The following is a 12,113-nucleotide window of genomic DNA, read 5'->3' on the forward strand; positions in this document are numbered from 1 at the left end:
GGGCGGCCGCGGACAGCCCCCGCCCCGGGCCCGGGGCGCGCGCGCGCACCGGCCGGGCCCCGGCCCCCGCACGCGCGGGGGCCGGGCCCCGGCCGGGAGGGGGCGGAGGTGTCAGCCGAAGCCCTTGTGCCCGTTCCAGTCCAGGCTCAGGGCGACGGCCACCGGACCGTTGGTGTTCGTCCTGGACGGGTGGTAGATCCGCGTGTAGCCGTCGGAGGCGAACCGCGCCCAGATGTCGGGGATGCCGTCACCGCTGACGTCGGGAATGCCGATGGCGGTCGCGACATTGGCCTCGGTCCAGTACGTGCCGTAGGACACATCGCCGTTGAGCGAGTTGACGGCCAGCTTGAGCGAGACGAGGTCGACGCTGCCGCCGACGGCCCCCGGCTTGCCGTGGCGGACGTACATGTTGCCGTTGTCCAGGTTGCGCCACAGCAGGTCGGGCGTGCTGTCGCCGTTGATGTCCGCGACGTTGACGATGTCGCGCCGGGCCCAGGCGTCGTGGTTCATCAGCGTCGCCGTCCGGAAGCTCGCGCCGGAGTAGCCGGACAGCGTCCAGAACTCCGGACCGGCCCGTAGCACCAGGTCGGGATGCCGGTCGCCGGTGATGTCGCCCACGGCCCTGATCTGCGTCCAGGTCGACGGTGCCGGGGTGCCCGACGGCAGCCGGATCCTCAGCCGCTCATCGACGTTGAAGCTGCCGTAGCCGTCGCCGGGGTAGAGCCAGAAGCCGCCGTCCGGGGTGACGGCGAACAGGTCGGTGGCGCCGTCGCCGGGGTAGGCGTCCTGGAAGTGGGTGATCAGCGCCGCCTTGCCGGTGGCCCCGTCGTACCAGTGGCCGGCCGGGTGCAGCTTCTTGTCCGAGGTGTACGCGGCGCCCATACAGCTGTGCAGGTCGCCGTCCGGACCCCCGACGCAGTTGAACAGGTGGCCGTTGTGGTTCAGCGTCAGCAGGTCGGCGATTCCGTCGCCGCCCGTGTCCCAGGGGCCGTCGGCCTTGTCCCGCGGTGGCACGTAGAAGGCGTAGTCCGAACGCTCGCTCTCGTTGCCGTGCACGTCGTAGGCGTACACGTTGAGCCAGTTGGGGCCGGCGTGCGGCGGCTCCAGGGCGGTGACGGTGGCCTCGCCGGAGGCGTTGGCCGTGACCGGAGTCCAGTCCAGGCCGTCGACCGCGTACCGGAACCTGGTCGCGCCCGCCGAGGTGAAGGTCACCGACCCGGTCGCGCCGAACTTGACCTTCGCCCAGGTCTGTCCGTCGGACGTGGCTTCGGGGAAGTCGGTACTCGTGATCTCGGGCTGCGGCGGGGCGGTGGCGTCGATCGTGAGCCGGCAGGGCTCGGTGCCCGGCGGGAAGAACGTGGAGACCGCCCCGGACGAGTCCTCGGCGCGCACGTCCCAGGAGTACGTCGTCTTGTCCTTCAGCTCGATCGAGGAGGGCACGGGCCACCTGGCGGTGCCGCTGGAGTCAGGGGTGACGGTCCAGCCCGACGGCACCGTGCCGCCGGTCTGCCAGAAGCGGAAGCGGAGCTTGCTGAGGTTGCCGTCGGGGTCCTTGGCGTTCGCCGACAGGGTCAGGGTGGTCTTGCCGATGGTGATCCCCGCGCCCGGGCCGACCGCACAGTTCCCGCCGGGCGAGGACTTGCCGCCGGTGGGCTCGCTCGGCTTGCGGTTGTAGACGACCGTCAGCGTCGCCGAGGTCGCCCGGAACTTCCGCCAGGTCTGGGTGTCGTTCTCGCTGGTGGCACGCATGCCGAAGGTGATGTTCGTCCAGCCGCCGTTCGCGCCCTGCTGGGCCGCGGTCTTCACGTCGAACGACTCGTACTCGTCCGGGCAGGAGCTGGAGGACCAGCCGTGCGCGAACGACTGCTGGTCGAGCTTGGTGGACCACTTCGGTTGCTTGTTCCACGTCGTCCCGGACGAGATCGACCCCGTCAGCCAGAACTGGAACTCCCGCTTGGTGCAGGACCAGGAGTGGTTGTTGAGCACCTTGAAGGTCGCGGAGGAGACCGTCGCGCCCTTCAGCCCGCTGCTGTACTGCATGCGCCAGAAGGAGCGGGCGGTGCCGCCGGTGTCGTCCTCGTGCCCGACCCGGGCGTCGGAGGTGCCGGAACTGAAGTTGGTGCCGTTCCAGAAGCTGCTGTTCGGGTACGGCTTGTACGCCACCGTCCAGGCCTGCCAGCCGCCGTTGAGCGTGGGGTCGACGAAGACGGGGAAGCGGGTGGCCTCGTCGGCCAGCAGGCCGGTACCGCCGAGCTTCAGGTCGATCCGGGCCGTGCCGGTCCGGTCGCCCTCCAGACCGATCGGCAGCCGGGCCTGGTGCGCGCCGGGTTCGATGCCGCTCAGGCCGGACAGCCTCAGCACGTCGGCCGGTGTCGCCACCGAGGTGCGCGGCCCGGCCCCGGGCAGTTCGGGGTCACGGCCGGCGGAGTCCCAGGCGAAGGGCGTCGGGACGGAACCGAGCTCCTTGCCGGCCGGGTCGAGGACCGCGACGCGGCTGCCGGCCTCGTCGTACCGGAACACCGCCGTGTCCGAGCGCAGTCCGTACGAGACGGTCGCCAGTGCCTCGTTCCGCGCGGCCTGCCGGTCCTTGACGATCAGCAGCTGTGCGAAGCCGCCCTCCTCGCGGGCGACCAGCAGCAGGTCGACGCCCGGCAGCACCTCCGGGTAGAGCGCCCGCGGTCCGTCGAGCACCGGCTCGGGCAGCGGGCCCGGCCAGGTGTAGGCGACGGTGTGGCCGTCGATGTCCAGCTCGGCCAGCACCGTGTCCTGTCCTGCGGACTCCGCCGTCAGCGGCAGGCGGGCGTAGGAGCGGTCGGCACGGTCCTTCCGGCCGGGCGTACCGCCGGAGAACCGCACCGGTATCACGGGGTTGGCCGGGCGGACACCCAGGCCGCCGGGGTCCTCGGTCCGCAGCAGCCGGTTGTCTGTCGGCGCCCACACCCCGTCCGCGTTCTTCGCGCGCTGCGGCAGCGCGCTGATCCGAGTGCGCAGTTGGCCGTCCGGCCGGGCCCAGGTCTGCGACGTGGCGGTGGTCGCCGTGTCGACCAGGACCTGCCTGCGGGTGCGCCGGGCCTCCGCCATGGCCGCGGCCTCGTCGCGGGGGCCGGTGGCCGCCCGCTCGGCGTCGGTCGCCCGGCCGGCCTGCGGTGGTGACGAGTCGTCGGGCAGCCACCAGGGCAGCAGGGCTGCGGTAAGTGCGGCCAGGACGAGGCCGAGCGTGAGGGTCAGCCGGGTGCGGGTGCGCACGAAGGGGCTGAGGAGGCGAGGCGGCGCGGACACGACGGCGGTCACTCCCGTGTGGGCCAGGCGGATGGGACAGCACAGACCAGCCCCGGAGTGCAGCTCACGGGGCATGGGCGCGCACACGATCACATGATTCGCACAAGGCGTCCATGCATGAGGAATTTATGAATTTGTGATGGGCGCTCAGCGGGCATGCTGCGCTGGGCCGTTGATGTCGCATGTACGGCTTTTGATCGCCTGTTGTGCATAGATGAGGGTGGTTTTTCGCCATAGATCGCGTCAGTGGCGAAAAAGGCGTGCCTGGCATCTGATGCGCTGTGACGGGCTTCACACCGAGGTCCTCTGACCACCTCTCACCGATCTTGAACCGTGTGGCGCTCATGACAGAAGGTGCGGGCACATTCGTTCGCCTGGGTGGGAGTCGACGCGCATGCGTGCTCAAGGTCCGCTGTCCTGGCCGGCGTGGAGACGCCCGGCCGGAACGGAGTCACAACGACGGCGTCGCCGGCACAGCCGCGTGGCGACCGTCCTCTTGCTGTCCTCGACGCTGATGGTGACCAGCCTCAGCGCGGAGGCCTGGGCGGTCCCCGGCCCGGGCATGACCCGCGAGGAGTCGGTCGACCTTCCCGACCTGCCGAAGAACACCCCGGTCGACGGTGACGAAGAGGCCGAGAAGAACCTCACCACCGCGCCCGAGGTCCCCGTCGACCCGTACGAGCCGACCGCGGTGACGCCCTGGACCGACGGCAGCGGCACCGCGACCCTCGAGCCGGACGCGGAGCCGGGCTCCACGGTCCCGGTCTCCGACGGCCTTCCCGTCGCGCTCGGCGTGCCCGAAGGCACCGACCCCGCCGCGATCGCCGGCGAGTGGACGGTGGACCTGGCCGCGCCGGCCGCGTCCCAGCAGGCCGGGGTCTCCGGTCTGATCATGAAGATCACCCCGCCGGCCACCGCCGACCCTTCCGCCCAGGTCGCGCTCGACGTCGACACCACGTCCTTCGCCGACCTCTACGGCCCGCAGGCCGCCGAACGCTTCGGCCTGGTGCTGCTGCCCGAATGCGTGCTGTCCTCCCCCGACAGCGGAGACTGCGCCGCCGAGGGCGGCGTCCAGACCATGTCGGGCAGGGCCGACGGCGACAACAGCGCCGAACGGCTGCCCAGCACGGTCGAGGTCGTCGACGCCGACGACGCGCCCACCGAGGCAAAGGCCCCGAAGAACGCGACCACCCACAAGATCCTCTCCGGTGCGGTGCCGGTAGCCGGCCTGCTCGGCGGCGAGGCAGCCGAGTCCGCCGCCGGGTCGGCAGCGGAACCGGCCTCGACGCCGTCCGCAGCCTCGGCCCGTACCGCCTCGGCCACCACGGTCTCCACCGACGCCCTCCAGGCGGTCGACGCCTCCGGACCGCAGGTCGTGGGCGCCATGGACACCGGTGCCTCCGCCGCGGGCGACTTCACCGCGACCCCGCTGCTGTCCTCCGGCTCCTGGTCGGCGGGCGCCTCCTCCGGCGCCTTCACCTACGGATACCAGGTGCAGGTCCCGGAGACCGCCGGCGGCCTGATGCCCAAGGTCGCCCTCGGCTACTCCTCGCAGTCGGTGGACGGACGTACCTCCGCCACCAACAACCAGGCCTCCTGGATCGGCGACGGCTGGGACTACAACCCGGGCTCCGTCACCCGCACCTACGCCAACTGCCGCCAGGACTCCAAGAAGGCCGGCTCCAACAACGCCAAGCACCGCACCGCCGACCTGTGCTGGGGCTCGGAGAACGCCACCCTCTCCCTCGGCGGCATGACCACCGAGCTGGTCTGGGACGAGGACAAGGGCAAGTGGTTCACCGCCAACGGCGACGGCTCCAAGATCGAGCGGGTCAAGGGCACCGCGACCGGCAACGGTGCCAAGGACGGCGAGTACTGGCGCATCACCACCACGGACGGCACCCGCTACCACTTCGGCCTGCACAAGCTCCCGGGCTGGACCGAGGGCAAGCCGGTCACCGACTCCGTGCTGACCGTCCCCGTCTACGGCAACCACGCCGGCGAGGACTGCTACAAGGCCGGTGACTGGGCCGGCTCCTGGTGCACCCAGGCCTGGCGCTGGAACCTCGACTACGTCGAGGACATCCACGGCAACGCCATGTCCCTGTGGTGGAAGACCGAGCAGAACCACTACGCGCGCAACTTCAACTTCAAGGCCCCGGTCGTCTACGACCGCGGCGGCTATCTGCACCGCATCGACTACGGGCAGCGCAAGGACAGCATCTTCTCCGCGACCGCCCCGGCCCGCGTGCTGTTCACGGTCGCCGAGCGCTGCCTCGACGAGGGCTCGCTGACCTGCTCCGAGGCGAACTTCACCGACAAGGACCCCGGCAAGTACCGCATCTGGTACGACACCCCCGCCGACCTGCGCTGCGAGGCCGGCAAGAAGTGCTGGAACGCCGGACCCACCTTCTGGAGCCGCAAGCGCCTGGCCGAGATCCAGACCTCCGCGCAGCGCCGCACCGACACCGACGCCCGCCAGGTCGTCGACCGGTACGCCCTCAAGCAGAGCTTCCCGGTGCTGAAGACCGGCCCCAACACCGCCCTGTGGCTGGAGTCGATCCAGCGCACCGGCTACGCCCGCAACGGCTCCACCGACGCCAGCGTCACCCTCAACGCGGTCCGCTTCGAGTCCAACGCCGAGGACATGCCCAACCGGGTGATGCGGCCGGACGACCCGCGCCCCGGCTTCTCCCGGCTGCGCATCTCCCGCGTCATCAACGAGTACGGCGGCGAGACCGTCGTCACCTACAAGCCGTCCACCGGCGCCTGCGCCACCGGCACCGGACTGCCCGGCAAGGGCGACACCGCCGGGCTGAAGTCCAACACCCGGCTGTGCTACCCGCAGTTCTGGAACCCCGACCCCGAGGTCGAGGACATCGACTGGTTCCACAAGTACGTCGTGGACTCCATCGAGGAACTCCCCAACGTCGACGGCTCCTTCAGCACCCGCACCGCCTACGCCTACCAGAACGCCGGCTGGAAGCTCGCCGAGGCCGAGTTCACCAAGAAGTCCACCCGCACCTACTCCAGTTTCGCCGGATTCGAGCAGACGACGGTTGTCACGGGCACGGACGAGCCCTCCATCGGCAGCAGGAAGTCCAAGGCCGTCACCCGCTACTTCCGCGGCATGGGCGACACCGTGTCCGTGAAGGACATCACCGGCGCCGAGATAGCCAAGGACCTCGAGCCGTTCGCCGGCCGCATCGCCGAGGAGCTCACCTACACCAGCGCCTCCGACGCCGACACCGACTGGCTCTCCCGCAGTGTCACCGTCCCCGCCGCCACCGAACTGGCCCGGCGCGACCGCGACGACGGCCTCAGCCCGCTGCGCGCCTGGCGCGTCACCGAGCCGAAGGAGACGGCCTACACCAAGTCCTCCGGCACCGGCGACGACGACCGCACCGAGCGCATCGTCGAGACCAGGACCACCTACGAGCCGACACACGGCCTGCCCACCCAGGTGGAGTCGCTCGGCGACACCGGCAGGTCCGGCGACGAGTCCTGCACCAAGCTGGAGTACCTGCACCACACCGGCCGGAACATCATCGGCCTGACCAAGCAGGCCCTGGTCTCCCCGACCACCTGCGCGGCAGCCGACTTCGCCGACCTGTCCACGCTCGGCGGCGCCACCCGCACCGCCTACGACGGCCAGGGCTACGGCACCGCCCTCGCCGACACCACACGCGCCCTGGCCACCGCGACCTGGTCGCTGAACGGCGCAGGCACCGGCTTCCAGGCCAACGGCACCAGCGAGTTCGACGCCGTCGGCCGCGTGGTCAAGCAGACCGACCCGGACGGCAGGTCCGGCACCATCACCTACTCCCCGGCCACCGGCCAGGTCTTCTCGGTCACCGAGACCAACGCCGTCGGCCACACCCAGAAGCAGGAGCTGGAGCCCGGCCGCTCCACGACCCTGAAGACCACCGACGCCAACGGCCACGTCAGCGAGGCGAAGTACGACCCGCTGGGCCGCCTGCTGGAGGCCTGGGCGCCGGGCCGCACCCCGTCCGGCTCCGCGGTCCCCGACTTCCGAGCCGTCTACACCATCCCGGCGTACGACCCGGAGAACACCGACCGCAAGCCCCCATTCGTCACCACCCACACCCGCGGCCACAACGACAGCGTCGAGACCTCCGTCACCCTCTACGACGGCCTCGGCCGCGAGCGGCAGACGCAGCAGGAGGCCGACGGCGGCGGCCACCTGATCACCGACACGCTCTACAACAGCTCCGGCGAGATCTGGCAGACCAACAACGCCTATCTCACCCACGAGGCCGAGAACGGCGAGCTGTTCACCCCGGTCGCCGACACCGCCGTCCCCAACATCACCCGCTACACCTACGACGGCCTCGGCCGCGTACTGCAGGAGACCCCGGTCCTCAAGGTCCAGGACCCGCTGACCGGCGAGGCCACCTCCGAGCCGGTCCCGGCCCGCGCCACCCGCTACGAGTACGGCGCGGACTGGTCGAAGGTCGTCCAGCCCTCCGGCGCCTCCTCCTACCGCGTCTACACCGACGCGCTGGGCCGCACCTCCCGGGTGGACACCTTCAACCCGCAGGCGCCCGACGGCCACACGTCGATGCGCTACGAGTACGACGCCCGCGGACAACTGGTGAAGGCGGTCAACTCCGCCGACCCGGCCCACCCGTGGACCTGGACCTACGACCACCGGGGCCGGCAGCTCACCGCCACCGACCCGGACACCGGCACCACGCGGATCACGTACGACCACCGCGACCGCCCGGTGACCACCACCAACGCCCGCGGCATCACCGTCTGGAACGGCTACGACGCCCTCTCCCGGCCGACCGAGCAGCGCCTGGACAACGCCACCGGCGAGATCCTGGCGGACCTCGGCTACGACTCGGCCCCCGGCGGCAAGGGCATGCCCGCCACCGCCACCCGCTACACCGACGGGCAGGCCTACACCCAGCGGATCAACGGCTACACCAAGGACTACCAGCCGACCTCCACCACGCAGACCCTGCCGCACACCCTGGCCGACACCTGGGGCCTGGAGACCTCCTACACCTACGGCTACACCTACGCCGACACCGGTGCGCTCAAGGAGGCGACCCTCCCATCGGTCGGCCGCTTCGACGCCGAGAAGCTCGTCGTCCGCTACAACAAGGACGGCAAGCCCCTGTCGGTCTCCGGCAAGGACTGGTATGGCGCCGAGACCGTCTACGACTCCTACGGACAGGTACTGCGCTCGACGCTCGGCGCCCAGCCGTACCGGGTGTGGACGCAGAGCTCCTACGACGAGTCCAGCGGCGAGCTCAGGGAACAGTCGGTCTACCGTGAGAACACCGGGGACCAGAGCGTGGTCACCGGCCACCTCGTCTCCAACCGGTCGTACACCTACGACCCGGCCGGCAACGTCACCTCCGTCCGCGAGCACTCCGACGGCATCGCCGAACGCCAGTGCTTCGCCTACGACCCCCTCGGCCAGCTGAAGACCGCCTGGACCGCCAAGGACCAGTCCGCCTGCACCGGCCCGAAGAACACCGACGGCACCCTCAACACGGCCGCCGGCGAGGACAACTCCGGCTACTGGCAGGAGTACGAGTACGACCTGGTCGGCAACCGCACCAAGCTGACCGAGAAGGACCTCACCGGCGTCACGGCCAAGGACGCCACGACCACCTACTCCTACGGCAAGGCCGACGGCACCCAGCCGCGCACGCTGACCAAGGTGTCGAAGACCTACACCACGCCGGAGGGCGCCCAGGTCGAGGCCGAGGCCGAGCGACTGTACGAACTGACCGGCGAGACCAGGTCCGTCACCTCCGTCCAGAACGGCGACAAGCAGGAGCTGACCTGGACCCACGACGGCAAGATCGACCGGATCAAGGGCCAGGGCACCGCAGGCAGGACCCCGTACGTGGGCCTGGCCGACAAGTGCCTTGACCTGAAGAGCAACACGGTCACCCCCGGACAGCCGCTCCAGCTCTACTCCTGCAACGCCACGACCGCCCAGAGCTGGCTCTTCGAACCCACCCCGGGAGCGACGCAGACCGACCCCGACCGGGGCACCCTCGTCGTCCACGACGACTGGTGTGTCCAGCCGACGGGGAACACCGCCGGTTCGGCGGCCCTGCTGCAGAAGTGCAACGGCTCGTCCGGTCAGGAGCTGAAGCGGAACGCGTCCGGTCAGCTGACCCATGTGGCGTCGGGCCTGTGCCTGTCGGTCAAGGACGCGAACACGGCGAGCGCGACCCCGATCGTCCTCGCCGCCTGTGACGCCGCCAAGCCCGAGCAGCAGTGGGCCGCGCAGAACGACACCCGCTACATCTACGGCCCCGACGGCTCGCAGCTGCTGCGGATCCAGGGCAAGCAGGCGACCCTGTACCTGGGCGAGGCCGAGGTCACCGTCCAGCGGGGCGGTGTCCTGGTCCAGACCCAGCGCACCTACACGGCCCCCGGCGGTGCGGTGATGCGCTACGCGAACGGGAACGGCGGCGAGACCCTGGTCGCGCTTGCCGGAGACCACCAGGGCAGCACCTACGCAGAGGTCTCCCTCACCGACGGCATGCCGGTGCGCATCCGCAAGCAGGACCCGTTCGGCAATCAGCGAGGCACGGACACGGTCGGAGCCAAGCTCCAGAGCCACTCCGGCTTCCTGGGCGCGACCCGCGACGACGCCTCCGGCTACCAGCCGCTGGGCGCCCGCCTCTACGACCCGGTCGTCGGCCGCTTCCTGTCCGCCGACCCGGTGCTGGACCTCAACGACCTCCTCCAGTCCAACGGCTACGCCTACGCGCACAACAACCCGGTGACCATGTCGGACCCGACGGGTCTGGCCATCACCCTGACCGCCTCGGAGAGGGCCGCCGCCCTCGCCGGCGCGGGCCTGTCCGCGGCACAGGTCGCCCAGGCACAGGCCACCATGGGCAAGTCGCTCAGCTCGGTGATCCTCTCCGCGGCCTGGGGTGCGCTGAAGGACTTCATCGGCATCAACGACGCCCTGGCCTGCTTCGGCGGCGACATGTGGTCCTGCGGCAGCCTGATCGTCGGGGCGATCCCGTGGACCAAGCTGGGCAAGATCCCGTCCGTGCTGAAGGCGGTCAGCCGCACGATCGACGCCATCCAGGCCTTCCGCAAGGCGAAGAAGGCGGCGGAGGCCGTCCTCCGCGCCGCCAAGGCCGCCGAGGCGGCGGCGCTGAAGGCCAAGAAGGCGGCGATCGAGAAGGCGAAGAAGGAGGCCGCGCAACGCGCCAAGAAGAAGGCGGCGGAGCAGGCCAAGAGAACCTCCGACAAGGCGGTCGCGCAGACCAAGAAGACCGGCAACCCCGTCCAGAAGCAGGCCCAGGCGAAGTCGGCCCCGAAGGTGTCGTCCGTCAGCAAGGGCTCCTCCGGGGGCGGCGGAGGCAAGGGAGGCGGCTCCAGGCCGGGCGGCAACTCCGGCGGCTCCTCCCGCACCAGTGGCGGCGGCTCCAGCGGAAGCGGCGGCTCCGGCAAGGCCGACGGAGGCGGCGGCTCCTGCCCGGTCGGCAACAGCTTCGTCCCGGGCACCCGCGTCCTGATGGCCGACGGCACTGCCAAGCCGATCGAGCAGGTCAGGGCCGGCGACAAGGTCGTCGCCACCGATCCGAAGACCGGCGAGCGCCGTATCGAGACGGTCACCGCCGAGATCAAGGGCGAGGGCCTGAAGCACCTGGTCAAGGTCACCATCGACACCGACGGCCCCAAGGGCACGAAGACGTCGGAGGTCACCGCGACCGACGGCCACCCCTTCTGGGTCCCGGAACTCGGCAAGTGGCTCGACGCCACCGACCTGCGCCCCGGCCAGTGGCTCCAGACCAGCGCGGGCACGTACGTCCAGATCACCGCGGTCGACCGCCGGACGAGCCCGGGCACGACGGTCCACAACCTGACGGTCGGCGACGTCCACACGTACTATGTGCTCGCAGGCGCCACGTCGGTCCTCGTTCACAACTGCGGAGTTACGCGTGGCGGTAACGAAAGCACTTACTCTATCTCGCATGATGCGAGTGGAAGTGGCGTGATTGCCGACCTCGACAGTGACGGCATTCTGACCATGATGATGCACAACAATCCCGACAGGGGTTCGCCGCTGCGGGGTAAGGCGATGTTCGACGAAGTTATGGGCCACTTCGGGGACCGAGTTCAGGGTGTCCAGGGGATCTGGGTATACGGAGATAACCTTGGAGGCTTCAATGAAGCTGTCCGTGGTGGTGCAAGCCTTGTGTCGGCAGCCAAGGGAACCTGGACTGGAAGGCAGGCAGCCAGATATGGCTTCACTCGTGCGAGGATCGATGAAGCAGTTCCGAGGCTCGACGGGGACTTCCAGCAAGTCCTTGCCACATTCCGAAGATGAGGGAACTGATGGACGAGGAAATTGAACGATTGGCGCGCTTGGCCGTCGAGTACCACGGAATTGGGTGCAGCATCGCAGAGATCGCTGATCTCCTAATCGACAAGCATCCGAACTTGAGGTTGGCGCCGTTCCGGCTGGCCCAAGTGCTGCGATCGGCCTTCGGTCTTTCAGTTCATGACCTGCAATACGTCACCGCATGGGTGCAAGGTGAGATTTCACTGGAAACGCTGGAGGAGCGCCTTCAGGTGACTCGGTAAGTCAGCCTCAGTCCGTGACATGCTGTGGACATTTCGAGAGGCCCCACCGAATGGATATTCGGTGGGGCCTCTCGGGCGTTTGACGGCAACGCTGACGGCAACGTCAGCGGACGACGGCTGCGGCGGGCGGGTCGTCGGGGTCGTTGCCCGTCGGGCTGAGTGCGTTGCCGAGGGCGTCGATCGCTTGCCGTTGGAGACGCAGGCGTACGTGGGCGTAGACGCCAGCGGTGACG

Annotated in this window: 4 protein-coding genes; 2 read left to right on the forward strand and 2 right to left on the reverse strand. The window is 69.9% G+C overall.

The window, feature by feature from the left end; genetic code table 11:
- Window positions 1-111: 111 nt before the first annotated feature.
- Complete coding sequence (locus V5O46_RS31005; protein ID WP_332888071.1) at window positions 112-3,279, reverse strand: DNRLRE domain-containing protein; 3,168 nt, start codon at window positions 3,277-3,279, stop codon at window positions 112-114.
- A gap of 514 nt (window positions 3,280-3,793) precedes the next feature.
- Here V5O46_RS31005 and V5O46_RS31010 point away from each other — a divergent pair.
- Together V5O46_RS31010 and V5O46_RS31015 are read left to right on the forward strand one after the other, a co-directional pair.
- Entirely contained in the window at window positions 3,794-11,623 is a 7,830-nt protein-coding gene (locus V5O46_RS31010) for a ricin-type beta-trefoil lectin domain protein (RefSeq protein ID WP_332888072.1), read from the forward strand.
- Window positions 11,620-11,880 (forward strand): hypothetical protein, encoded by a 261-nt coding sequence (locus V5O46_RS31015; RefSeq protein WP_143070872.1) that lies wholly within the window; start codon window positions 11,620-11,622, stop codon window positions 11,878-11,880. The genes V5O46_RS31010 and V5O46_RS31015 overlap by 4 nt, the downstream gene beginning before the upstream one ends.
- 103 nt (window positions 11,881-11,983) lie before the next feature.
- Here V5O46_RS31015 and V5O46_RS32095 read toward each other — a convergent pair.
- The coding region (locus V5O46_RS32095) for an integrase (protein ID WP_456300730.1) at window positions 11,984-12,113 on the reverse strand (130 nt) is incomplete at its 5' end.

Origin of the sequence: Streptomyces poriticola, from assembly GCF_036689765.1 — a bacterium.
Classification (GTDB): Bacteria; Actinomycetota; Actinomycetes; order Streptomycetales; family Streptomycetaceae; genus Streptomyces; species Streptomyces poriticola.

Coding starts and splice junctions, on each gene's coding strand:
- V5O46_RS31010 (WP_332888072.1), top strand. CDS start 3,794: ATGGTGACCAGCCTCAGCGCGGAGGCCTGGGCGGTCCCCGGCCCGGGC.
- V5O46_RS31015 (WP_143070872.1), top strand. CDS start 11,620: ATGAGGGAACTGATGGACGAGGAAATTGAACGATTGGCGCGCTTGGCC.